This is a genomic window from Nocardia pneumoniae NBRC 100136 (genome assembly GCF_000308755.1).
Lineage (GTDB): Bacteria > Actinomycetota > Actinomycetes > Mycobacteriales > Mycobacteriaceae > Nocardia > Nocardia pneumoniae.
On sequence record NZ_BAGF01000146.1, the window covers coordinates 40,230 to 64,690 of the forward strand.

Consider the following 24,461-nt stretch of genomic DNA (forward strand, 5'->3'; position numbering starts at 1 on the left):
GTCAACACTGGCGATATGCGCGGACTCGTAATGCTCTCGACAACCCTCGCTGTGGTGGCCGTCGCCGCCTGCAGTTCACCGGATCGCGACAGCGGCGTCACCATCGGACGGATTGTCACCATCGCCGATGGCGACTACCTCGCCAGCACATACGCCGACGGCAAACTCGCACCGACCGCATCGGGTCACCGCGACCTGCTCACTACCCTCCGCATTACCGACGGCGAAGTCAGCACACGGCACATCGAGGTCTCCAACTCGGTGACAGCCGCGCCGGAGATTCTCTCGGTATCCCCGGACGGATCCACGGCCTTCGTGGCCGAGCGGTTGACCCAGCGCCGGCCCAATGACACCACGAGCCAGCAGCTGTCCCCCGGCAATCGTCTGTTCGCCGTGAATATCTCAGATTCCGACGCACTGTCGATCACCGACACGGCCACCATCGCTTCTTCACCCGAGGCGCTGGAAGTCAGCCCGGACGGCTCGCATGTCGCTGTCGTATCCGGCGCAGTACTGCAGGTGGTGCCGTGGAGCACCGACGGATTCGGCGAACCGGAATCTTATGACCTTGTATCCGTCGACACCGTCGCGGACTCGAGTCAGCCCCGAAGCCGCGTGCTCGCCACCAACGTGCACTGGCATCCCAGCGGCCGGGCGATCGCGGTGAATATCACGAGCCAGAACAGAGTCATCTTCTTCACCATGGACACCTCGACAGAAGCCGCTACTCTACGGCCCTGGGGCGCTTCCGTGACGACCGGCAAGGATCCCTTCGTCGGCCGGTTCACACCGGACGGCCGCCATTACATTACGTCGGACTGGGGTCGCGATCTGACCGCCACCGACATCTCCGGCCGGCTCCCCTCCGAGCGATCGAGGGTCAGCGTCATCCGGTTGGGTGACCTCGGCACCACCGCGGATCACCGCGTCACCTCCACCGCCGAGTCCGACAGATCAGCGGAGGGACTTGCCGTCAGTCCGGACGGCCGCCTCGTCGCCACCGTTAACATGCGCGGCACCGCGCTCCCATCCGGCGCTGCCGGATACGACGAATCTGCATCGGTAAGTCTGCTTCGCCTCAACGACACCGATAACATTCTGACCAAGATCGGCGACTACCCGCTCGACGGCGTCCTCCCCGAAGGCGGAACCTTCGACGTCACTGGCAAATATTTTCTGGCCACCGTCTTCCAAGGCCGCAGCCCCGATCGCCCCGGGGCGGGTCTGCAGGTATATCGAGTCGGCTCCGACCAGAACCCCGGTCTCACACCGGTCCAGCGCATACCGTTGCCACACGGCGTACACCATGTCGCCACAGCGTAAGCCACCGGATAGCGACCAACCTGGCCGTGGAGCGGTTATGGCATCCACGGATCGCCGCCGGTCTTCGCCGCTACCGGCAGGGCAAGGAATGTGCCAGGTTCTTCGTGACCTCGAGAAATCTGGTGTTTTCCTCAGCGAGCCCGATACTGGTGCGCAAATGATGTGGCACTCCCGGATCTCGCACGAGGACACCGTGCTCTAGGTAGAACTCCCATGCGCGAGCTGCATCCTGGAAATGACCGAACAGCAGGAAATTGGCCTCACTTCGTACTGAATCGAAACCCATTTCTCCGAGAGCGCGAGCGACTCGCTCGCGTTCGGCAGAAATCTCCTTTATACGCGACAGAACTTCGCCGGAATGTCGGAGCAGCGCCATTGCGGCCGCCTGTGTCAAGATCGAGAGGTGGTACGGAAGGCTGACGGATCGGACAGCACCCACGACCGCCGGCGAAGCTACAAGGTAGCCCAACCGACCGCCGGCGAAGCCGAATGCCTTACTCATGGTCCTCGTGACGACGAGGGTGGCAGGAAAACGATCGATCAATCCCACGGCACTTGGCTGCTCAGAATACTCACGGTATGCCTCGTCCACGATAACGACACCTGACGCGGACTCTAGTATATGTTCGAGTTCCGCCAGACTGATACAGTGCCCGCTCGGATTGTCCGGCCTCGCGAGAAAAACGATATCGGGTCGGGTGGACGAAATCTCCGACACCGCACGATCGACGTCTATCGAGAGGTCCGCCGCACGGCCACCGTCCAGCCAGCCGGTCTCCGCCCCCACTGTAATGATCTCGTACATCGAGTAACTGGGAGCGAAGCTCAGCGCGCTACGACCAGGCCCTCCGAATACATCGAGCAACTGCCGCATGGTCTCGAGAGATCCGTTCGCCGCCCACACGTTCTCGGCGTTCGTCCGTACCCCATCGTAACGAGTGATGTACTCGGCCAACTCGGTACGCAGTTGAAGGGCCTCGCGGTCCGGGTACCGGTGCATTGAAGCGGCAGCGGCACGAACAGATGCGGTGACATCCTCGATCAGCGCCCGCGACGGCGAGAACGGGTTCTCGTTGGTGTTCAGCCGTACCGGGCACGACAACTGCGGTGCATCGTACGGTCTCCGCACACGAAAACTCGGCCGAACCGGCAGGTCACCGACGGTGACCGCCCCACCGAGCGGAGTCGTCGCAGCGATCTCAGGATTCGTCGTCGCCGACACAGGCATCACTTGCTTCCATTCATCCAACGAGGTCGGCAGCTGACCCCGCAACCCGTTCGAGCATTGCGATTGCCTTCTGCGACGGGCCCGGTCGAGGTTGCCGACTGTGTGCACCGGACGGAGGCAGTATGTCAGCCCGGGCCACCGATGTTTCTGAAAGATTTCTGAAATTTGTCCCCCGAGAGGGGAATCCAACACCATCTCGCATGTCATCGCCGGCACACGGCCGCGTCGACGAACGTCCGCCGATTCGGTGTACGCAATTCACTGGATGCAGCCCGAGCCCGGCCGACCATTGCCCCTCGAAGCGCTCGAAATCCGCAGTACGGAGTCTGAAGAGTTCATGAGGGTGTGCGGGCAGACCATGCCCCGGTTGCCGGGAGGTAGTTGACTAAGTCGCAGCGATCGATGCGCAACTACCCTCGTCACGGTAGCGAGAAGCATCCGCTCCACTCGATACACAGATCGACTCGAGATTCGAGCTTATTCATGACGGTACAGCCAATCGAAGAAATTTCGGATCGCGCCATGGCCTTGGCGACAGAATTCCTACCGGCAGTTGACGACCGCACGATACGTCGCCAGGCTGAAGAATTGGTCACCATGGGCGGGTACCTAGAGATCATGGCGCAGACTCATGAAACGTTGCATAAACAGTATCTGACCGGGGAGCAGGGGGTGATCGACGCCCCATTGGCTCAGTTAAATCTGGAAATATTCGCCCACCTCCATCGCCGAGTCTTGTACTGCTACAATATGGCTACGCACCTTGTCAAGACTGCGGAAGTAATCGAGCTGGGAAAGCTCGAGCTCATCGCCATTGCCTCATCGCTGATCGCCTCTGGTGGTTCTCCCGGCTGTGCCATCGCAGAGGCCCGAATGCAAGAGGCCGCACAGCGGATGCAGAAAAGGCTTGACGAACTTCCCGACCCCTATATCAGTGTAGTTCCCGAAGAAGGAAATGATGCTGACTGAAAGGCGGAGGCAATGTCCCTTGCCCGGTAGGACGTTCCACGCATTCTCCTACGATTCATTCGTCCTCTTGCGATGACTGAAGATCGGTACCGGGTAAATCCCTTGCCACATCCAGAGGGCTCGTCTCAGGCGCTCGACAATCTCATAGATTGGGGCGGTACAGCGATCGAAGCCATGCTGGCAACCTTGGGATCGGGCAGCGCCACTCTTCCGGACTACTCGGCGCAATTGGAAGGAGACGGCCGAGTGGTCGACATCAACGATCAAACGAGGTCCCTCACGGTCGAGAATTACCCCGAATTGGCAGAGACGATCCGTACCGCTGAGGAGTCGATACAGGTGAGCGATCGAGGTGTCGACACTTCCACTTTCGCGACATCCGAGATATCGGAGGGCGCATTCTCGGACATCAAGAGCTATGTCATCGAACTCAGAATAACTTTGAACAATGCGCCTGCGCCGGTTCAGGATCCACCGACGAGGGCGAACCCGAATCCTCCGAAGTATCTGACTACGAGTACCGAAACAACCCTCATGTCGGCCGTCGCCGATGCCGTCGGAAAGACGTATGACAGGATCACTGAAGCCCGGACGGCGATACAGGGCCAGGCCGAGGCGATCAGCAGCGCGACTCCGTCATACACAGGTAGCGCCGATTCCGCCGTCGGCACCGGCTCTGGCATGGGAAGCCCGCTCGGCTACAGTACGGGCGGGTACGACAGTTCCTATACACAGCCGGTCGAGAGTGTGGACGGTAACGCCTCCCACGAGGTTCTCAGCACCGCCGAATTGACGTACTTCATCGGCAAAGCCCTCGATTCCTTGGGGATCACCGACCCGCGGGCGCGTGAACGATGGACCAAAGGGTATCTGACGCTGATCGCGCGTGAGTCCGGTGGTGATGTCGAAGCCATAAATCTGTCGGATTCCAATGCAGCTGCCGGGCACCCCTCCCAAGGGCTCACCCAGACAATTCCCAGTACTTTCGAGGCCTACCACGTTGCCGGGACCTCCAACTCGATAACCGATCCTACAGCCAACATCGCGGCCAGCATGAATTACGTGATGAGCAGGTACGGAGTGTCTCGTGACGGTTCGAATCTAGCCGCCAATGTCCAGCAAGCCGATCCGTCCCGAACCCCGATGGGTTACTGATCCTCCGGATATCACGAAATTCCTGTGTTACCGAATGGCCGGGCCTTGGGGAGGAGATCCGGCGTCGAGGATGAATACCGGTCGGTTGCGCCACTGTGGCACCAGGCCGGCAATCGGGTCGAGGTGGCGGTCGCCCATAATCACCAATACAGCATTACCTGCGTCGATCGAGATGTTGATCTCTTCCGCCGCAAAGATCCTGCGACGCTCGTGGCAGGCCAACGCGACTGCCTTCACCGGGTGGATCACGGTGCCCTCGGCGGGCGGGGCCGATCCGGTCATGTCGAGGAGGCGATCGATGTCGTCCTGGTCGTTGCGGAAACCGTCACCGAGCGGCCAGTCCGGACAGAGCTGGTGAAACGCCTGGCGGAACCATCCGACAGGGTCGTCGCCTGTGTAGTTCGGGAAGAACCGCCGTGCTTGCCCGCGGGCAGCTTCCTCCAGGACCTCCCGCGGGTCACGGCCGCTCTGGAGTCCTTGACGCTGCATTCTCGTGACCGCGTACACGTATATAGCGTCGATACCGTGACCGGCAGCGACCAGGCCGGCGCCGGTATCCGCCAAAGGTTCCTCCAAGCCTTCGACCTTTACCCCCTGGCTTTTTGCCATGTAGGCGATTGCACCGATCTCCCCACGCTGACTTCGGAAGGCTTCGTCGATGCTTGCCCAAGGCACCGCCTCCTGCCGGCCCACGACCAAGCCTTCCAGTTTGACAGCTCGCGGCATGCCGACCGTTCGGTCGAACCACTGCTCTGCGGCCGACAACAGTGCCAGGGAACGGCCGTCCAGCGGATCGTGGAGATGAAACGGTGCGATGAAGGTTGCCAGGCCGTCCTCGGATTCGACAAACAGATGTGGTCTGTCGGTGTGATATAGGTGGTCCCGCTTGAATTCGAGAAGGTTGTGCCGGTTCCCTGCTACCGCTGGTGCTGCGTCGGCGGGTTCCTGCTTCGAGAGTTCTGACGGTGTCCATGGTGTGGTCGGACCGGCCGATATGGGCACCGGCAGCGGCCGCATAACCGGAGCAGTTACCTGATCAGGCGCGGGGCCACGGTCGCCGCCGCGATCCTGCTTCGGTGAATTACGTTCCGACATCATCAAGTCCGCAATACGGCGCAGCGCAGGTTCCGCCTCGGCAATCAATTCGTGCTCGATCTGCCCCCCGTAAAGGTACCGTACGAGAAGCCGTCCGACCCGGGCGCGGGCTTCTTCGTCGAGCGAATCGATGGCAAGTGCCCAGTCCAGCCCGTTCGCCGACTCTAGAATGGCGGGCCAGTGCCCGTACTGGCTTGCCGCCCAGCCACTGAGGGCGGAGGCCCAATGGACAGGGTGCCGGTCAGACAGTCGCGCGAGCCCTTCCCATCCATTCTTCGTCAAGATATCGGTTACCTGATGTCGTGCATACTCCACGACGGCACTTATCGCCGCCTCTGCCGAGGCGCCCTTACCGAGCTCGGCCTCCACCAACATTCGCACGTCACGTTCGTTGACCTCGGGAAATACGGAACTCAGTAGATGATAATTCTTCAGAATATCGGCCGGTATGCGCTGTCCGATTATATGACCTTTGCCAGGCGACTGTACGAGTCCCCTTATTTCGAGCAGAATATCCACCGCGATCTGGTCCCTCCCCTTCTCGCTGGAATCCGATCGCACCTCGTATCGAAGGTTGTTCTCAACAGATACATCGGCGGTGATGATACTCAGATTACCAACCCACGGGGTCTGTTTCCGGAATGTAAGGTAAACGCGCCTCGCGTGTTCCTGTTTACAGGCGACGACAAGCGAGGCGACACTATAACCATGACGTTCCAAAATGGCCACAGATTTCGAAGCATTTTGCCTGGTATTCTCCGCGAACGGTTCTTCGATGCTTCTGCCGGAGTTCAGACCCAGCTTCTCGGCGGCTAACCTGAACCGCTTGGCCTCGGAATTGATTCTCAACTCATCAAGGGTTCTGTGGACCTGATCGTCTTCCGTTGACCCGGGTCGGCTCTCCTCGTTTCCGGACCATCCTGTGAACACGACCGGAATATCCGCCGGAAAATAGTTTGCCGCGACGGCGGCCGTACCGATATATGGGCTACCGAGTACGATGCCGGCATCGTAATGGCCCCTGGGATCGAACTCCCACATCGGGTCGTGCCGCAAATAGTCGAATATAGATGCCAGTTCGGACAGCATCTTGTCGGTATCGACCCCTCGATCCCGAAGGCCCTGACTCCAGGCAGCGAAGGCGTCATCGGCCGCCGCGCGAGCTATCCGCGGATTCTGTTCCGGCGGGGCGGGCGCCTGTTGTTTGCGGCGACGCGGCCCGCCAGACTCGGCGCTGATGTCGGATGCCTTGGCCCATGGTGTCGGACGAGCCGGGACCACGGGCCCGGGCGCTCGCGCCAACTGCCAGGGCGGGAGTTCATTGGGGGATGGTATGCCACGTTGATCGGGGATGTAGCCGAGACTGTCTGCGTACAGGAAGGGACGAGTTGTCGGATCGTGCGGCGCCCCTGGGGTATCCGGACCGGGTTGGATAGCGTAATGCGAGATGGGAGGCATTTCGGCAGGGATTGGAAATGGGCTGGCGGAGAGGTGGGTCGCGGGCGCAGCAGAGGGGCGCGGGTGTGGCGAGACTTCCGGTGGGGGTGCGTGTCGGCCTGCTTCGTCGTTCGCGCTGTGTGGGACGGCTGTGTCGGGGATGTCGATCGGTGGTCGGTAGGCGGGAGGCAGCGCGTCGGCCTCGGTGGAAGCAGCCGACGGTAGATGGGGGACGACGGGAATCGTATTTGGGGGCGGCTCGTCCGAAGAGTTCGGCGTGCCGGGAATGACGTATGTAGTCCGCGGCGGTTGCGAATGCTCTTCTGGTGTCGCAGTGGGGAATTCCGGGACCGGTGGGTTGCTCGGAACAGGAATGTAGCCGGGGGCGGGGAGGTCCGCGATCGTCGTGATCTCGTTCGGACTTCGCCATTCCTCCGGGTCACGTCTGGCTACGTCGTCGTCGGTGCCGGTCGCCGGCAGGTCCGAATGGCTTTCCGGGTCCCGGTCCGCAGGCTGGTTTTCGCGGCCGGATGTGGCAGGTGGTGCACCTGCTGCGGACGGCGGTACCGGGAATCGCGGCATGGTACTCGGAGTCTGGACCACATCCGGAGTCGCAGAGGCCGTCACAGGTGACGACCGCACTGGTTGCGGCGGCTCTGCAGAGGTGGGCGCTGAATGTGTGCCGAGACCGGGTTGCGAGGCGAAGGTTCCTGAGCCAGGGCGGTCGGTACTTGATCCCAGGATGTCGACGAAGGGATGGTTCAGCGGGTGACCGGGAGGCGGTTCTGATGTGTCGGAGGTACTGATGCCGCGATGCACATGAGCATCCGACCCGCCCGGCGGAGCTGAGGATGGCACCGACGCGGCTCCCGGTTGTGGCGATGAGTCAGGAGTGCGGGTGCTGACGTCTGTCACGGTCGCCGTATGTGTATCCACCTGAGGGCTATGGGCGTTCGTCGATGTGAGCCCTGGCTCGGCGTCCGGCCCGGACCGTACGCCGACCCCGCCGTCGATCCGTGCCGCGTCTACGAGGACACCGGCCAGACTCAGCTGGGCAGCTCGGTTTTCACCATGACCGGCCGCTGTGCCAGGTGTCCGGCCCCCGAGTGCCGAGTGTCCCGACATCGGCGCGGTCAGGTCGGCCCCCTGTGCGCGGAAATGGTCGAACACCAGGTCCCAGCCCCGCCAGCCAGGACCACGCCCGGACACCGGCCTCGCACCACCCGAGGGCGACGACTGCCCGCCGGGCGGTGCGTTGGGCGGCGGGGCTTCGGGACCCGACATCTCGGCGAGTACCTGCATTGCCTCGGCATCAGCGCGTTCCCGCAGTTGCCTCGGGTCTACGGTCTCTATTCTCTGTTTCCCGTTCGCGGTGGCGTCGGCGTGTTCGTTGATGAACTCGGCTGCTCCGTGGCGCGCATGCGGCGGCAGGTCGTCGAATCGCGCGTTCCTGGTGAATTCCCTCGCAATCTCCCTGCCGAGATCAGCGAGTTCCGCCGAGAGTTCGGGTTTCGATGTGTGCCCGTCCCCAGCGTCCGATTTCGCCGCCCGCGCACCAGGCGTATCGGGCTCGCCGCCCCCCGGCATCAGGTCATCACGCGATACGCCACGTCGAGAGACGCTATCCGGTGTCGCCCACGGCGAGGGTGTTCCGTCGGCCTGCGCGGTCGACGGGACACGAAATGCAGCAGCGGTGCTGACCACCAGTCCCCCAGCGGCGCCCATAATCATCATCTCCGCTAGCGTCTTGGGCTGGATCGCGTCACCGCCGAACATCGGCATCGCCAAGGTTGCGGCCGCACCACCCGAAGCACCGGCCACAGCACCCGTCACAGGCGCCACCAGCCGCGCGGGTACGCCGGTATCGGTGATCCGGGGCAGCAACCAGCGGCCGGCCAGCACACCTGCCACGCCGCCGACACCACCGATCGCCGCCGCCGAACCCACCCGGCCCCAGTCCAAACTCGTGCGGCTTCCCGGTCGCCCGTCTCCCGCCGCGATCTGCATCGACTGTGCAGCCACCTGCACCCCGCCCATCGTCGACGCCCCCGCGACCACCGCTCCGGCCGAATTCGCCAACTTCGGGAAAGCCTCGGCGAACCGGGTCCACCTCTGCATCAACCACGTCAGCGCACGCCGGCGCACCAGCCCCGCCTCGACATCGGCCCGCAACTTGGCCGCCAACGCGGTTCCCGGCGACGCCGCACACCACAACCAACTCACCACCAGCGCGCAAGCAATCGAGATTACCTCGTACACCAACACTTCGAGGGTGTTCGCAGCCTCATACAGGAACTGCGCAACCGCTGTGTTCGCATCGAGCTGCGCCCGAGTAGCCGCAATCTGACGATCGACACCTTCACGAATTGCCGCACCCGTCTCCCCTTCGATCGCCCACTCCAGGGCATCACGGCGTTGCTGCTCGAGCCGGTGTAGCGTCCCCGTCAGCCGCCGCGCCGACCGCGCAAAGGCATCGGCCACACGCCGCGTTGCCTCGAGATTTCCATCCCGCGCCCCGTCCGGAATATGACCGATTACCCATCGAGTGACCTCGTCGGGAAAATATGACGGAATCTCGATTACCACCGCCGTTGACCCCTTTGCACTCCGTTCTCACCATGAATACGAATTCCATGCGTCGACGGTCAGCACGGCCGATCGGGTGAGTTGACGAGGCTTTCCGGCTCTGCCGATTTCGACCTGCCACGGGCGCACTCCACCAGCAGCCGGTGCAGTGGTTTCGCTGGCTGGCATGCATCAGCGCACAGCTCGACCTCGGCGAATGCCGCCAGTAGGGCCGAACGCGGTTGGAATCGGCCGTCGATGATGCTGCGGCCACCCAGTCTGTTTCGCCACTCGCGATACCCATGAACGACCCCTGCAAGGGTGGCGCCTTTGTTCCACGGTCCGTACAACCGATGATACTCGGTGATCAGCGTGCGCTGCGCCGATCGTCGAGGGCGTGGCCCCGCGGAACTCTCCATAATCTGGCCGATGGCATTGACTACGCTTCCATATATAGGCCTGTTCGCGGATTCGACCGTCAGCATCCCAGCGTGGATTGCGGCATCGACCTTTTCTGCCAGTAGGGCCGGGTCCGCCGCGATTACGCGGTCAAGCTGTATCCACGGCTTGCCTCTACGACCCACTGTTTTGGTACCGAACCTCCCCCATTCGACGTCCGACATCTGCTTACCTCCGAGTCCGGCGATCTCGATTCCGCCGATTTCGAGAAACGGATATCTGCCCAGAATGTGATCGAAGGCCGAGGTTATCTCGGCCACCGCGTCGACGGTGATGCCGGAACCATCGAATCCTTGAACCAGCAAACCGTGCTTGGTAGCCAGCGCCCATATCGCTTCGATCGCCACGGGATCGGTCGGCACCGGACATTCGGCCTGGTCGTCCGAGGTGCGGCGATTGTTGCGGGCCCTGTCGTTTCGCTTCCGCTCGGCCGAACCAGCCATGGCACCAGGTCCTGCAGGCGCCGCGGCACCAGGTCCTGCAGGCGCCGGCGCGAAGACCCGGCTCGGTGGGTGGTTTCCGGGACCTATCCGCGACCACGGAGAACTGACGGCGGATGATACACCCCTGCGTGTGCCCGGTTTCTCCGACCAGGGCGTCGTGGCATGCTTCGGAGCTATCGGCGCGTTGACGCCGTGGGGGTTTGTGGCGGCCGACATCGCGCTGCCGACCGGGTGAGGTGCCGGTCGTGCTGCCGACCGCCCGGCTGTTCCCGTCGCCCAGTTGGGTGCACTGCCCGGAACATTTTGCTGTGCAACGGGATCCATACCGGTTGGCGGCGTCGCCGCACGGGGTGAGCTATCGTCCCGGTCGTGCCCGCCGACGGGCGGTTGCGAGAAATCAGCCAGACCTGCGGCAGGCTGGGCCGCCTCCAATAGGGAACCTGCATCCGGTGCCGTCTGTTGCTCGTCGACCTGTCCGTAGTCCACTGGCGGAAAACTCTTCAACGGCACAACCGACTGCGGCACACCGACATCCCGCATCGCAGCAGGCTGTGTGCCCAGCTGTTGTGCCGCCGCCATGCCGAAGCCGGTGTTCTCGATCTGATTTGCCCCGTCCTGATCCTGGCTACCGAAACTATCGACGGCCCGCGATATTCCAGCGCTCAATCGGTGCAGGTTGTCAACGAGATTCTGGTATCCGTCGAGGGTCTCCCGAGCACGCGGCTCGAAGGCATCGTTGATCATCCGGCCGGGTTCGTCGTCTCCCCATGGTCGGCCTTCCCGTGCAAGGATGCCGGTCAACTCGTCCAGGTCTTGCTGCGACTCCTCCGCAATCGCGATGAGCCCGTTGACCAATGTGTCGACAAGCTCCTCGTCGACATACAGCAACGGTGTCGAACCCGACAAACCTTCACTCCCGCCCATGGCACCGGATACGTCTCTGTCGCGTGCCGCGGTCCTCATCCGGAGCCGAACCGTCGCCCCCTCTCATCGACCGTCCGATCTCGTTTCGCACCGCGCACGCAAACTGGGTGCGCCGGCCACCAGATCTGGCATATCCGGGAACGCGTCGGCGATCGAAGCGAGCATCTCGCGCGTGTACAACTGCGCCCGGCTCGCTGCCTCACGCCCGGCCTCGGTCACCGATCTGCTCAATTGGTCGAGTGTGACGCGCCGGGCATCGGCGCTGAACCGGACGTCGGTCACGACGCCGGCAATGTCGACAGTCATTTCGACGAGGCCGTCGACCGAACTTGCTGCGACTCGTTTCGTCTCCAGCTCTTCCTGAATGGCGGTCAAGCGCGTCTGCTGATCGGCGAGCGCGTCCAAAACTTGGTCGATCTGTTTGCGCATACCGAGGTTCGCTGAACGCAACGCTTCCTGCTCCCAGGGGTCCATCGCCACCTCTCGTCGAAGTCCGGATCGGTGGGCCGCCGATCTCCGGCCTTCTTCGAATTACCCTGACCGGCCTGCACCGAACCCCACCATGCCATGTCGCCGATGCGCATACGGCCATCGTGTATGAATTATTCAGGAGTTCTTAAGAAATGGCTTCCTCAGAAAACCTTCATGAATACCGCAGGCAAGAATTCGACAGGAACAATACGGTTTCCTCACGTGACATCAGAGCCACCCGAGTTCACCGTCGACCATCCGCTCAGCCACGCCTTGGCAGCCCATGCGCCTGCGGGCTGGCGCCGCATCGATGCGGTCTTCGCAATGACGGTGTCTGCAGAAGTTGGCGACGTCGTGTATTCCGTAGGTGGTCGTGTGTTTTCTGCTCATCCTTCCGAGGCCGCTTTCGCTGCGGCACGGGATGCACGAGCCGCGGCCGGACGGTCGAGATCGGGGGCATGGTGGCGGATTCTGGTAGTAATGGATGTCTCGGGCGCCATGCAGGTCGACCTCGACCACGGCAGCGAACCGTTCCCTGCGCGGTACCTGTTCCCGCCCGAGGCGTATCGCGCCGACCTGTCGGTGTACCCGCGTGAGCGTCTGCCGGTGTGGCTGGGCGCCTATATCGCACACGGCGACCGACAGCGGCGCAGGCCGCGGCAGGCGGCTCGGCAGGCATATCTCGATCGCTCGAACAGGGCATGGGCGAGGTTGGCAGAGAACGAGTTCCCACCCTTCCCGGCACTGTGGGCACGCTGGGCCACGATCGCCGCGGCATTCGTTGCCGCCGGCTCCGAGCGGGGCCCGCGAATGCTGCCATGGACCGGTGTCTTCGAAGGCACCGCACACGACGGATCCACACTGCACGTGCTACCCGGAGGACGGGCCGTGCTGTCAGGCGGCGTCTGGAATGCGTCGACCCTGGATGCCACCTACAACGACGGCGCGCCCATGCCGGACCTGTATGTGGGAGCGCCCGACTGGGTGGCAGAGCCCGCGCTGAACCCACGCGTCGAAGTCGGGCTGCTCTCGTTCTGCTACTGGTGGGATGCCGGCCATTGGTATCGCGGTCAGTCGCCGTCGGCAGCTGAATGCGCCCCGGCCGTACCGGGAATGTGGACTCGCGAGACCACAACTGGCCTCGTACAGGACCTTGCCCCGGACGGTCGCGCGGAGGCAATCGCGACCCTGGTGGCCGCCGCCGAAGAGGGTGGAGTGACCCGGGCCCACCTGCACCATGTCTTCGGAGCGGAGGAACGGTTCGACATCGACGGCGCGTTCCACCAGTACATGCTCGCCGGCCTGGTCGGACCGACATACGAACCAATCACGGCCGAGGAAGCGATAGCCCGGGTACGTGATTACATCGCCGGACTCGGGCTCGATACCACGGGATATCCGACGTCACAGTTGGCAGCCCAGCGATTCAGCGTCGGATGGGCAGTGTCGGTCCCAGTTCCGGAAGGGAAAATCGCCCTCGGCAGGGCGACCTTCTACATCGGAGACGACGGCGTACTCGAATATTCGTCGGCTGCCCCGGAAACCTGCATCGCACGCGTCGAGCAAAGAATCGTCAACCTATAGCGTCGGCGAGTCGAGCGCCGCGATCGTCCCTTATTCGCTGAACGACGCCACGGGGCCAGCGGGTTGATCGGCCGGCACCGGCGTCTCGGCGGGGGCGCCAGCGCCCGGCTCGGGCGCTGCGACACCGATACCGGGCGGGTGGGCAAAACCGACGAACAGCCCGAACTCGCCACCACTGTCGGTCAACTTGTCGGCCTTCTCGGCTACCAGATGCTGTAACCGACCTTCGACAATGATCTCTACCAAATCACCGTCATCGGGACCGAGAACCCGCACGAGGGCTGTTCGATTCTCCCATTCGGCGACGTCGCCGGTCATCAGCTGAGACGGATCTGTCCGGTCGCCGATCTGCTTCCTATCCGTCCACTTCGCCGGCGTCGCCGCATACGCGGTCTGCGCGTCTGTGCCATCCGTGTTAGCGAATGCCGCGTCCAGCCCCTGCGCCACCACCGCCGAGACCTTTTGCACCTTGCCGTCCGGGAAGGTGTAGTCGACCGTCCCGTCGGCGCCGGGTGTCCTCGGTGGCGTGCCGTTGGCTGCAGGCTGGGCCGATGGTCCGCCGGGCGCCACGGCCGGTTGACTCGGAGGAGGCGCTGCACCGGCCGCTGCCGGTGGTGCAGGTGGGGCGGTCGATGTCGGTGGAGCGGGCGCGATCGGCGGCGGCGCGGCGATCACTTCTCGCGGATCGTTTGCATCTGTCTGTGCTGCGGGATCCTGCGCGTAAGGATTCGTCATGCCGTTCCCCATCATCGACGCCAGCTGCCACGGCAAGCTCGACATCATTCCGGCCATCGGGTCGTAGCCGGAATACGCCCCATCGTCAACTGGCGTGGCGGGATCCGGCGTATCGGTCTCGAAGTCGTCAGGAGTCGAGCCGTAGTCACTCGGATCTTGCTCTTCGGTTACGCCGTCGGTAACGCCTGCACCGTCCTGCTGAGTATCCGTCTCACTGCCCGGAGCCACATCGTCGTCGCTTCCCGTCCCGTCCGATGTGCCCGCTCCGTCCATGGACGGCCAGTCGTCGAGGCCTGCCGGATCCCACGAGCCTTCCTGGCTCCCCTGGCCGTCACCGGATGTGTCCTCCGACTGCCGAGCCTCTTCCAGTTGCCGCCTCGTCTCCTCGAGCTGGCTTGTCAGAGTATCGATTTCGTCGGCGATTTCCTCTTGGTTCTCCTCGTAACCGGGCATTTTTTCGTAAGCCTCATTGGTAGCCGCGAGGATCTCGTTCATGCAGTGCTCGCTGAGACTCACACCTGGATCAGGCCATTCGCTTATTTTCGAGTTATGGTTACTGATCAGTCCCTCCACCCAAGCCTTTGCGTTGTCCGAATTTCGGCTGGAATTTTCCGCCTGCTCCGGCACGGAGTTATGCGCATCACGAAGATTTGACAAAGCGACGTTCAGTTTATCGGCGTATACCGTGTAGTTTGGAATACCCACATCTTGTGCAGGTACTGTCATATCCAGCTCGGGGAGATCGGGCGGCGGCGCAGTAGGCTCCCGCTTCAGGAGGAGGAACCAATCACGCAGAAATACCGCGATTCCTTTGGGGCCTTCATAAAGGTCCACAACGACGGGAGCAAGTTCTACATTCCGATGGTTCGGATCAGGCATGTATATGCGAGATAATTCGCCATCGGGCCACTGCGGTGCCATCGCAAACCTGTCACGCTGTCGGGTTCACTGCGACCAGAGGAACCGTACCGCGGCGCTGATCGGACGAGGAGGGCTGCTCTGAATTTCCATTGCTGTCACCAAATGCATTGGCGTAGTGGGTGGAGACCCCACTGCCAGCTGCACGGATTCCCGTAAGCCGACCATCCGACAGCGTCTTGCCCGCTTTTGTCGCTATCGAACTCGCTAGCTTCCCGGCTCCGAAGGCGCCTCCGGCACCGACAGCGCCGCCGATCAGGCCATAGTTTACGACATCACTGAAGCTGTCGATATTTCCGTCAACACCAGCGCCTATTACGCCCCCGACCGCCCCGCCGACCGCAGCCCAAACGAGCTCGTCACCCGGTATCGGGGTGAGACCTCCAATTGCAGTTGTGGCGACCGGTATGGCCGTCGTCAAGATGTCGGGCGCGGCACCCAAGGCATCACTCCCAATATCCTTAACGGCACCCCAGAGATCCATCAAGTTCACCACCGATCACACGACAGGAAGGAAAGGGTAGAGCACTGTCATACTCTATTCGAACGTGTCACAATCGACGAGGAATCGGAAGTAGCTCTGGATGGTTTTCAGAAATTCCTCACGTAGCCGTGCATTGCACGCCGGCTGAACTCGCAACCAGGGAGGACCCCGCATCAATCACGCGGACGTAGCCGCTGCTCCCGTGGTCACAGATTCACCGCCGGCCTCGACACCGGCACCACTCGGACGGAAGAACCCCCGAAACTCACTACGCCCACCCGGTTTCTCGATCGGCGGATTGTTCGGATCCAACGGAACGAGCTGCCCGCCCACGATTATCTGCCGCCCCGCACCGGTCTCGACGACCAATGCTGTGTGGTCGCTCTGCACGGTGGCCCCAGACACTCCGTCCGAGTCCTCGATCTCGGCCCATTGAAGGATATCGCCCGTCCGCACGGCCGCCGTGTCGACCGCGGTCCACGGTCCCGCCGACGTGCCGGTGTACGCCGCCCGTGCATCGCTACCGTTCGGATTGTTCAGCTCTTTGTTCACCGCTTCTGCTACCGCCGGCGACACCTTCTGTGTCGTCCCGTCCGGCAACGTCATATCCACGGTCCCCCACGACATCGCCGCGGTGGGCGGTGGCGGAGCCGCCTCAGCGTCGGCGGCTGCGGCGTCGGGAGGTGGCGCCGCGTCCGGAGCTCCCCCAGGCTCCGGCGGCGCCCCAGCGGCGGGCGCCGGGGTGTCGTCCGGAGCCGTTTCGGTGTCGTTGTTCTGCTGATCCGACTGGTTCGCTAGACCGGAGAGCAAGGGCTGTATCGCAGGTACGAGAGCCGAGATCGCTGACATCGCCAGCATCGGCAGCATTTCCAGCATGCCACTGCTGGAGTCCGATGACGCTTCCGGCGGAGCCGCAGCGACGTCCTCGTCGGTCTGATCTGTCTCCGAATCCGAGTTGGATCCCGGCTCCGTGCCCGGGCTGCCGGAATCGCCGGGGCCGGGATCCTCGTCGTCGGAATTGTCACTGTCGGCACCGCCAGTGCTGTCGTCGGAACCGGACGCTGGCGCCGACTCGTCGGTGCCGGATGCCTGGGCCGCCGTCACCGCCGCTGCGAGTTCCTCCTGCGTTACTGCTGTTTCCTGCACGGCTGCCAGTTCCGCCTCCGCAACCGCCAGCTCCTCTTCCGCGGCCTCCCGCTGTTCCTCGACAGTCGCCAGCTCCTCTTCCTCGGCTGTCGAAGAAGAAGCGTCGTCATCGTGATCAGGAGCATGTTCGTCGATATTCCGTGCGGCATCGTCGGCCACCTTCGATACCTTGTGAATTTCCGTCTCTATCTCATCGACCGCATGGGAGAGGGATCCCAGTATTTCTCTCTCCCTCGCGGACGTCATTTGGTTGAATTCTCCATCCCCTGTCCTGCCCAGCCCTTCGTCAGCGGCAATCGTCAGGGTTTCCCCTAGATCATTGAGTGTATTCTCCACTCGGCTCCGAGCTCGTCTGAGCTCTTTCGGTAATTCTTCGGTCGATATGTGCTCGACACCGGTATCTCTGTACTCCAGGTTGGATTCGATTCTATTCAGTTGATCGACACTACCCCGGTATCTGTCGAGCGCTGTAGATAATCCGACATCCTCAGGGCTGACCAAGCCGTTGTTCTTCAGGAAGTACTCGAGGTCTCGCAGGTCTTCCTTTATCCTGCGAGAATCGTTGATACCAATCAAGCCGAGGCAGTTCTCTGCCCATTGCTCGACCAGTTCTATCGTTGCATTCAGCTCCTCGGAGCCGCCACCGAGCCATGGATAGTGCACCCGAAAGGATCCGTCGGGGAGTTCGGTGACAAAATCATGGCTGCGGCCGTCCCGGGGACCGGCATCGGACCAGTTCGCAGCAGGATCGACATAATCGTCGCCAAGCCCGGTCGAACCAGCGCCCGACCCAGCCTCCACATCCGCCCCGTCGTCCTCTGTGAGATACCCGCCTGGACCCGCACCCTCATATCCAGAGCCTGAAGGAGAGTCTCCCGCAGCCCCTTCACTTTCTGCCAGCTCACCGCCCGACCGAGGGCCGGCGTCAGACCAATTCGCAGCAGGATCCACATAATCGTCGCCAAGCCCGGTCGAACCACCGCCCGACCCAGCCTCCACTTCCGCCCCGTCGTCCTCTGTGAGATACCCGCCGGGGCCTACACCCCGGTAACTGTCTTCCGAGCTATTGCTTGTCCCATCCTCACTGCCCTCAATATCGGACCCGTCGTTGTCGGTAAGATATCCGCCGGGCCCTGTGGCCTCATGCTCAGAACTGGATCCGTCGCTACTCATTACATATCTACCCTTGGCTCGTAGCTCGCCGCCAATATCTCGGCATCGGCATCGGCATCGGCGGCGGCGGTGTCCGAACAAACCGACGACGGCATAGCACACCGACCCACAACTCAGGACTTTGTGCAGACAGTCCATAGCGCACGATCGTGCGATGCGAGCAATGTGGAGCGTTCTTCAGGAATTCCTCACAATCACGCTCGTAGCCTACACACCTGGTCAGCGAGCCAACCCTGACGTTTACGTGCGACAGCTAGCGCTGCGCTACTGAAGAAAAGCTGAAGATCCGATATATATGCTTCACCTTTTGGAAGCCGACGAGTTTGAATTGCGGGGTCTGCCGCGAGGTCGCTGGCAACAGAAGGTGAGCCGGACCGCCCGTTGACCACGGCGATCCACCGCCCACGATGGAACAGGAGTCATGTCGGCGATGCGGTCGAGGCAACCGGGAGCCTGCTCGGGTTTATGTCGTTCACCCGTCTCCCCGGTGCAGTGCGTACGCGCAGACGGGTAAATCAGAAGCAGCAGCCGGAGAGTGGTTGATCAAGGATGCGAGACAGACTCGATGTCGACCCTGCCGTATTGCGTAACCAGGCAGAGCAACACGACCGGGCCGCGGAGAACATCCGCAAGTGGGTGGAACCGCCCACCGAATGGCTGAACTCGTTCCAAGCACAGTACGGAAAAATTGCCGAACCGGTGCGCCGCGCTTTGCAGGATTACTACAAGGCCAGACAGCGGGCTGGTAACGCCCTTGCCGACAAACACGTCGACACCGCCACCGCGCTGCGCGATTCCGCGGATGCCTATGAACGGGCAGACACCGACGGCGCATCGAGTGTCCGTAACGCCGCCGCGGGATTCGAAAACAGTACCCAGTCTCCCGGCCCGCAGCTTCTTCCCGTCGACCCCGCATCGATGAGCACGCCGCCGCATAGCGTTTCACCAGACCCGGATGGCGCAACGCCGCCGGCGAACGGTTCGACACCGACAGGTTCGCCATCGCCCGGCGATGTCGCAGCCTCTGCGCCGGACGAGGCAGGCGTGCCCACCCCGGTCACGGACGCCACTCCATCGGCGGCGACCCCTTCGGCGGACGAGCCCGACGCCGCTGCACCCGCCACAGGTACGGCGCCGCCGCCACGCGCAGACATCTTCACGCCGTGGTCAGCTCCTGCCGCACCGAATACGAATGTTCCTGCGAACGGGCCAGCAGCAGTCCGACCAGACACACGGAGCAGTTCCGAGCGCGTCGACGCCTCGACCCGACCACTGGCACCGGCTACACACACGTCGTTCGCCGCGGCGGTGGCGGCTGCCGTGGCGGCGACGAACGACAGGGCAACCGATGATTCCCAGGCGGCGGGAGACTCTGTCAACGAGGATCTGATAATGGCTCGCACACTCCTGGGTGGAGTATTGGCGGCCGTGGACTCGTCGGCAGCGGGACCGTCCTGGGCGGTATCGGTGATGCGAGGATCCGCTGGCACCCGCGTGCTCCTCACCTCGAACGAGGGACGAGGCTGGCTACCCGCAGGCTTGTTCCTGCCACATGAGGTGTCTACACCCTGGATCTGGGAGGAGTACCTCGATCCTGGCCCGGACAGTGCCGGATCATCGTGGGAGCTAATCGCCGACCCGGCACGGACGCTCGCAGAATTCGGTCTGAAATGGGGATCCCGTATCGACGCCCAGCTGTCGGCGCTGGTCTCGTCGGAGCCCATCAACCCTGCATTGCGCAAGCAGTTGAGCGATGTGGTGATGGAAGGGTCCGTGCGAGCGTCGTCCGACCTGGACCTACGCGTACCCGGCCCCGACAGAGTGGACCGGCTCGCCTTGGTCGGCTCCGCGGATTCCCTCGAGCGGCTGTCCGCCGTTACCGATGCGCAATTGCGGTCACAATGTGTTGAGCTGGCGTTGGACGCGCATGCGCGCCTTCGTCGATCCGGCTCCAGACCGGAGGAAGCCGATCCTTTGCCAGGGCTGCGAGACCGAATTCTGGCAACGATCCAGGCTGGTTTCGACGTACCGCCGCACTGGTGGGCGGAGCTACGGGACGCCGACAACCGCCTGGCAGTACTGACGGCCTCGCGCCGAGGCGCTGGGAACCACGCCGACCTCGGCGAGCTACCGACGACAGATGTCTCGGCCGTGCGCGGAGCGATGTTCGAGCGCCGATGCAACGAACTGGTGCTGCTGCTGGCACAGGACCCGACGGCGCAGCGATTGCGAGACTCGATCTACGCACATGAGCAAATCGTGAAGCACCCACTGTTCGGGACGCCGCGGACGGCGGTGTCGGCGCCGGAGACCGGGCATGCGGCCAGGGCGGGAATTGCCGCCCGCCCGTCGGCCGCCCCGCACGTCACCGCAGCGCCACCGACCGGCGCCGTCGTCACCACGGACCCTCCGGCAACTCGACCTCCGGTAATCGCACCGAACTCCTCGCAGGGCGCATGAAAACCGAAGCGATCCGATCAGCGCAACCCGGGGGCGATCAGAGCACTTCACGAGAACTTGGACTCCGCAGCAGACACGAATATGTCGACTGCGCGGAGAAAAAGAGGACTCGGTCGCGTTCGAGAGTCCCACTGGTGCCGTCGAGCACTACCGAATCGTGGACCTGCATTGCTTGACCTCACCCCCTGTCAGCGGCCATGACATTCTCCCCACGGGCGGCCATTTAAGGCCCCACTGGTGGCCACCGGATTCCCCGTGGATGGCCAGTTATCTCCCCGGGTGATTTGTCCTGGTTGCCGCGCGGGCAGGCTCGTGCGGCGTGAAGAGCAGTAGGGAGATCATGGAGATCTTGGAGGCGTACGACCTCACGGGTTCGTTCCGTGCGGCGGCGGCGCTGGCCGGCTGCGACCATCACACGGTCGCCCGGTATGTCGCGTTGCGGGCGGCGGGTGAGTCGCCGGTGGCCCGGCAGCATCGGGCACGTCCGATCGATGAGTACTTGCCGAAAATCGAGGAGCTGGTGGTGCGCTCCGATGGCCGGATCCGGGCAGATGTGGTGCATCGCCGGATCACGGCGATGGGGTTCACCGGCGGTGAGCGGACCACCCGGAGGGTGGTCGCCGAAGTCAAGCAACGGTTGCGGGAAGGCCAGCGGCGGGTGTTCCGGCCGTGGATCACCGAGCCGGGATTGTGGTTGCAGTGGGACTGGGGCACTGGGCCGGTGATCGACGGGCGCCGGACGCAGTTGTGGTGCGCCTGGTTGGCGTGGTCGCGGTTCCGGGTGGTGATCCCGGTGATGGACAAGACGCTGCCGACGGTGGTGTCGTGCCTGGATACGACGCTGCGGCGGATCGGCGGGGTCCCGACCTATGCATTGACCGACAACGAGAAGACCGTCACGGCCGGTCATGTCGCCGGGATCGCGGTCCGGCACCCGGAAATCGTGGACGTCGCCAAGCATTACGGGATGACGATCCGGACGTGTGTTCCGGCCGACCCGCAAACCAAGGGCGGCTCGGAAGCGACGGTGCGCATAGCGAAAGCCGACCTGGTGCCGACGCAGACGAACCTGCTGGGCGAGTACCGAACCCTTCGGTGCCTTGGAGGCGGCCTGCCGGCAGTTCTGCGATGAGGTCAACACTCGGGAGCATCGCGAGATCCGACGTCGGCCGGTCGATGCTTTGGCCGAGGAACGCACCCGGCTGCATCCGTTGCCGAAGACCGCGTTCACGGTGTCGTTCGGCACGACTCGGCGGGTGAACTGGGATTCGACGGTTTCGGTTGAGGGAGCGCGGTATTCGGTGCCGCATCATCTGGTCGACACCCGGGTCTGGGTCCGGTTCCACGGCGACGAACTGATCGTCACCACCGTCGGCGACACCGGGCCGGCTGAAGTCGCCCGCCACCAGCGGTCGGCCCCAGGGAACCCGTCGATCAACCCCGAACACTACCCGCCCCGGCTGGAACACCACGAGGACCGCAGACCGCGGCCAGGCAATGCCGAGGAAGCAGCGTTCCTGCTGCTCGGCGATGGCGCCGCCGCCTGGTTGACCGAGGCCGCCGCAGCCGGAACCCGAAGGATTCGGGCGAAGATGGCCGAGGCGGTCACCCTGGCCAAGCTGCATCCGCCCGGGGATGTCGATCGGGCGCTCGGGATCGCCGCGATCGCAGGACGTTTCGCCGAGAACGACCTGATCAGGATCCTGACCCACAACCTCGGCCGCGAGCAGGCCGAACCAACTCGCGCGACCGAGAACCACAGCCTGCAACCGGGCACCTCGGCCTGGTCGAACTTCGGCATGCCCACCACCAAACCTGAAAGCGATCACTGATGTCTGCCCCATTGCGCGTTGCCGGCTCGACCGGCGACCCCCTCGCCGAAGCCATCGCGCTGACCAAGCGCCTGAAACTGCCCTACCTTCGCCGCGCGTTGAACGACCTGGTCCCGACCGCGAAAGCACAACGCTGGGACCCCGCCGAAGTCGTCCGCGTCCTGCTCGCCGAGGAAGCCGCCGGCCGCGATGCGACCAACCTGCGGACCCGCCGCAAACGCGCCGGATTCCCTGCCGGGAAAACCTTCGGCGACTGGGACGAAACCGCGTCCTCGATCCCGCGGCCCACCCAAGACGCGCTGAAAACCCTGGAATGGGTGCGCAACACCGAAAATCTCTGCATCTGCGGCCCTTCCGGGACCGGGAAAAGCCACTTTTGCGAAGCACTCGGCCAGACCGCGGTCGAGGCCGGGCTCACTGTCGCCTGGTTCACCATCGAAGACCTCGGAGCCCTAATGCGGCGGCACCGCGTCGACGACTCGGTCTCCCGGGCGATCACCCGCCTGATCCGCACCGACCTGATCATCGTCGACGACATCGGCCTGCTACCCGTCTCACCGGATGCGGCCGAGGGGTTCTATCGGCTCGTCGACGCCGCCTACGAACGCCGAGCGCTGGCCGTCTCGTCGAACCTGCACCCCTCCGGGTTCGACGAGATCATGCCGAAAACCCTCGCCACCGCCACGGTCGACCGGCTCCTGCACCACGCACACGTCGTCGTCACCGACGGCGACAGCTACCGCCTCGCTCAAGCCACCAACGGCGAGGGGGTGAAGCCACTGCGCTGACCTCGGTGGGGAAATAACTGGCCACCGTTGGGGAAAACCAACTGGCCACCAGCGGGGACGATTATGGGCCGCCCACGGGGAGAACCCACTGGCCATTGACACCCCCTGCGTCTCCCGCGTCCGCGAACCTGATGGAGGATATGCGTCAGGCAATCGAAATTTCAGTGGATATGCCGAGTTCCCAGCGTCGACGCCCGATCTTCGGAGCACTGTGCTAGCCCCTGTTTTAGAAGTGGTGTGGGCGGGCGGATGCCCGCCCTCACCCGTGTCGTAGCCATTGGTTGATGGCAGCGATGTGCAGGACGGCTTGGTAGCGGACGGCGAGCTTGTCGAACCGTGTAGCGACGGCCCGGTTCTCCTTCAGCTGACCAATTCCGCACTCGACCGCGTGACGCTGTTTGTATCGCTCGGCGTCGAACGCCGGTGGTCTTCCACCGGCAGAACCCTTCTTGCGCCGATTGGCGGCTTGGTCCGCCTTGACCGGGATCGTCGCGGTGATTGCTCGTCGGCGCAGATAGGAGCGGTTCGCGCGCGAGCTGTATGCCTTGTCCGCGAGCGCCTCCTGCGGGCGGGTCCGCGGGCGACCGGCGCCCAGGCGGGGCACCGATATCGCCTCGAGCACCGCGGTGAACTGCTGGCAGTCCGCCCGCTGACCGGCCGTCAGCAGCAGCGACAGCACCTTGCGGCCCTGCTCGCACGCCAGATGGGTTTTGGTGGTCCACCCGCCCCGGGACCGCCCGAGCGCGTGATCAGGCGGCTCGGCATCGACCCCGCCGGGCGGCTCGACCTGCCGATGGCCGTCGTGACGAGCGCCTGCAGCGTGTCGATGCGCACGCGCGATGGTGGAGTCCACACTCACCCGCCAGCCGATATTCCCGGCCGCGTCGGCGAACGCCTGCAGCATCTTCCAGATCCACACCCACACTCCCGCGCGCTGCCAACGGCGAAACAGCCCGTAGAGCGTCTGCCAGCACCCGTAGCGTCCGGGCACGTCCCGCCACGGTGTCCCGCACCGGATCCGCCACCGGATCCCGTCGATGAGCTGGCGTTTGCTCCATTTCGGCGGGCGGCCCGCCTTCTTCCCGCGAGGCAACAGCGGTTCCAACCGCGCCCACTGGGCAACGGTCAGATCCGCTCGCCCCGCCACCACTACGCTGGGCACGAGGTCTCCGGTATTCGTTCTGCTTGGTCGCTGAACTACATACCGGAGACCTCCAATCACCCCTGATGTGCGCCGCGCAGCGGCGCAACACCAGCCACTCACTTCCAAAA

Annotated in this window: 13 protein-coding genes and 1 pseudogene; 7 read left to right on the top strand and 7 right to left on the bottom strand. The window is 63.5% G+C overall.

The window, feature by feature from the left end; all coding sequences use genetic code 11:
* Positions 1-30 precede the first annotated feature (30 nt).
* Entirely contained in the window at positions 31-1,323 is a 1,293-nt protein-coding gene (locus tag ON34_RS29475) for a beta-propeller fold lactonase family protein (protein ID WP_051023311.1), read from the top strand.
* 70 nt (positions 1,324-1,393) lie between these two features.
* On the opposite strand, the gene ON34_RS29480 is transcribed toward ON34_RS29475, so the two are convergent.
* The gene (locus ON34_RS29480; RefSeq protein ID WP_040785834.1) at positions 1,394-2,551 is read right to left on the bottom strand and encodes a histidinol-phosphate transaminase; all 1,158 of its coding nucleotides are present in this window, start codon (positions 2,549-2,551) and stop codon (positions 1,394-1,396) included.
* Between the two features lie 483 nt (positions 2,552-3,034).
* Between ON34_RS29480 and ON34_RS29485 the strand changes: the two genes are divergently transcribed.
* Entirely contained in the window at positions 3,035-3,520 is a 486-nt protein-coding gene (locus ON34_RS29485) for a hypothetical protein (RefSeq protein WP_157172479.1), read from the top strand.
* Positions 3,521-3,592: 72 nt separating this feature from the next.
* Positions 3,593-4,675, top strand: coding sequence for a transglycosylase SLT domain-containing protein (locus ON34_RS37275; RefSeq protein WP_245548255.1), 1,083 nt, complete (start codon positions 3,593-3,595; stop codon positions 4,673-4,675).
* A gap of 27 nt (positions 4,676-4,702) precedes the next feature.
* On the opposite strand, the gene ON34_RS35125 is transcribed toward ON34_RS37275, so the two are convergent.
* The 3 genes from ON34_RS35125 to ON34_RS29510 form a co-directional block, all read right to left on the bottom strand.
* Complete coding sequence (locus tag ON34_RS35125) at positions 4,703-9,793, bottom strand: ElyC/SanA/YdcF family protein (protein ID WP_157172480.1); 5,091 nt, start codon at positions 9,791-9,793, stop codon at positions 4,703-4,705.
* Positions 9,794-9,852: 59 nt separating this feature from the next.
* Entirely contained in the window at positions 9,853-11,562 is a 1,710-nt protein-coding gene (locus ON34_RS36470) for a hypothetical protein (protein WP_083889888.1), read from the bottom strand.
* Between the two features lie 99 nt (positions 11,563-11,661).
* On the bottom strand, positions 11,662-12,072 hold the full coding sequence (locus ON34_RS29510) for a YbaB/EbfC family nucleoid-associated protein (protein ID WP_051023306.1): 411 nt from the start codon (positions 12,070-12,072) through the stop codon (positions 11,662-11,664).
* A gap of 123 nt (positions 12,073-12,195) precedes the next feature.
* On the opposite strand from ON34_RS29510, the gene ON34_RS29515 reads away from it, so the two are divergent.
* Entirely contained in the window at positions 12,196-13,653 is a 1,458-nt protein-coding gene (locus ON34_RS29515; RefSeq protein WP_245548256.1) for a hypothetical protein, read from the top strand.
* Between the two features lie 30 nt (positions 13,654-13,683).
* Here ON34_RS29515 and ON34_RS29520 read toward each other — a convergent pair whose 3' ends face one another.
* The gene (locus ON34_RS29520) at positions 13,684-15,267 is read right to left on the bottom strand and encodes a hypothetical protein (protein ID WP_157172481.1); all 1,584 of its coding nucleotides are present in this window, start codon (positions 15,265-15,267) and stop codon (positions 13,684-13,686) included.
* A gap of 700 nt (positions 15,268-15,967) precedes the next feature.
* The gene (locus ON34_RS36475; RefSeq protein WP_157172482.1) at positions 15,968-18,109 is read right to left on the bottom strand and encodes a hypothetical protein; all 2,142 of its coding nucleotides are present in this window, start codon (positions 18,107-18,109) and stop codon (positions 15,968-15,970) included.
* A 549-nt stretch (positions 18,110-18,658) separates the two neighbouring features.
* On the opposite strand from ON34_RS36475, the gene ON34_RS38820 reads away from it, so the two are divergent.
* From ON34_RS38820 to istB, 3 genes and pseudogenes are all read left to right on the top strand, one after another.
* The gene (locus ON34_RS38820; protein ID WP_083889889.1) at positions 18,659-20,569 is read left to right on the top strand and encodes an ESX-1 secretion-associated protein; all 1,911 of its coding nucleotides are present in this window, start codon (positions 18,659-18,661) and stop codon (positions 20,567-20,569) included.
* A gap of 319 nt (positions 20,570-20,888) precedes the next feature.
* Positions 20,889-22,401, top strand: a pseudogene (gene istA / locus ON34_RS29545) (IS21 family transposase).
* The gene (istB, locus tag ON34_RS29550; protein ID WP_040785803.1) at positions 22,401-23,189 is read left to right on the top strand and encodes an IS21-like element helper ATPase IstB; all 789 of its coding nucleotides are present in this window, start codon (positions 22,401-22,403) and stop codon (positions 23,187-23,189) included. Before istA ends, istB begins: the two are co-directional and overlap by 1 nt.
* 259 nt (positions 23,190-23,448) lie before the next feature.
* Here istB and ON34_RS29555 read toward each other — a convergent pair whose 3' ends face one another.
* A complete protein-coding gene (locus ON34_RS29555; RefSeq protein ID WP_444543835.1) occupies positions 23,449-24,336 on the bottom strand; it encodes an IS5 family transposase in 888 nt (295 codons plus the stop codon).
* Between the last annotated feature and the right edge of the window lie 125 nt (positions 24,337-24,461).

What these genes read in the sequence shown, in the direction of transcription:
- ON34_RS29480 (WP_040785834.1), bottom strand. Translation starts at nt 2,551, where the DNA reads ATGCCTGTGTCGGCGACGACGAATCCTGAGATCGCTGCGACGACTCCG.
- ON34_RS29515 (WP_245548256.1), top strand. Translation starts at nt 12,196, where the DNA reads ATGAATTATTCAGGAGTTCTTAAGAAATGGCTTCCTCAGAAAACCTTC.
- ON34_RS38820 (WP_083889889.1), top strand. Translation starts at nt 18,659, where the DNA reads ATGCGAGACAGACTCGATGTCGACCCTGCCGTATTGCGTAACCAGGCA.
- ON34_RS29475 (WP_051023311.1), top strand. Translation starts at nt 31, where the DNA reads ATGCTCTCGACAACCCTCGCTGTGGTGGCCGTCGCCGCCTGCAGTTCA.
- istB (WP_040785803.1), top strand. Translation starts at nt 22,401, where the DNA reads ATGTCTGCCCCATTGCGCGTTGCCGGCTCGACCGGCGACCCCCTCGCC.
- ON34_RS29520 (WP_157172481.1), bottom strand. Translation starts at nt 15,267, where the DNA reads ATGCCTGATCCGAACCATCGGAATGTAGAACTTGCTCCCGTCGTTGTG.
- ON34_RS29510 (WP_051023306.1), bottom strand. Translation starts at nt 12,072, where the DNA reads ATGGACCCCTGGGAGCAGGAAGCGTTGCGTTCAGCGAACCTCGGTATG.
- ON34_RS37275 (WP_245548255.1), top strand. Translation starts at nt 3,593, where the DNA reads ATGACTGAAGATCGGTACCGGGTAAATCCCTTGCCACATCCAGAGGGC.
- ON34_RS36475 (WP_157172482.1), bottom strand. Translation starts at nt 18,109, where the DNA reads ATGAGTAGCGACGGATCCAGTTCTGAGCATGAGGCCACAGGGCCCGGC.
- ON34_RS29485 (WP_157172479.1), top strand. Translation starts at nt 3,035, where the DNA reads ATGACGGTACAGCCAATCGAAGAAATTTCGGATCGCGCCATGGCCTTG.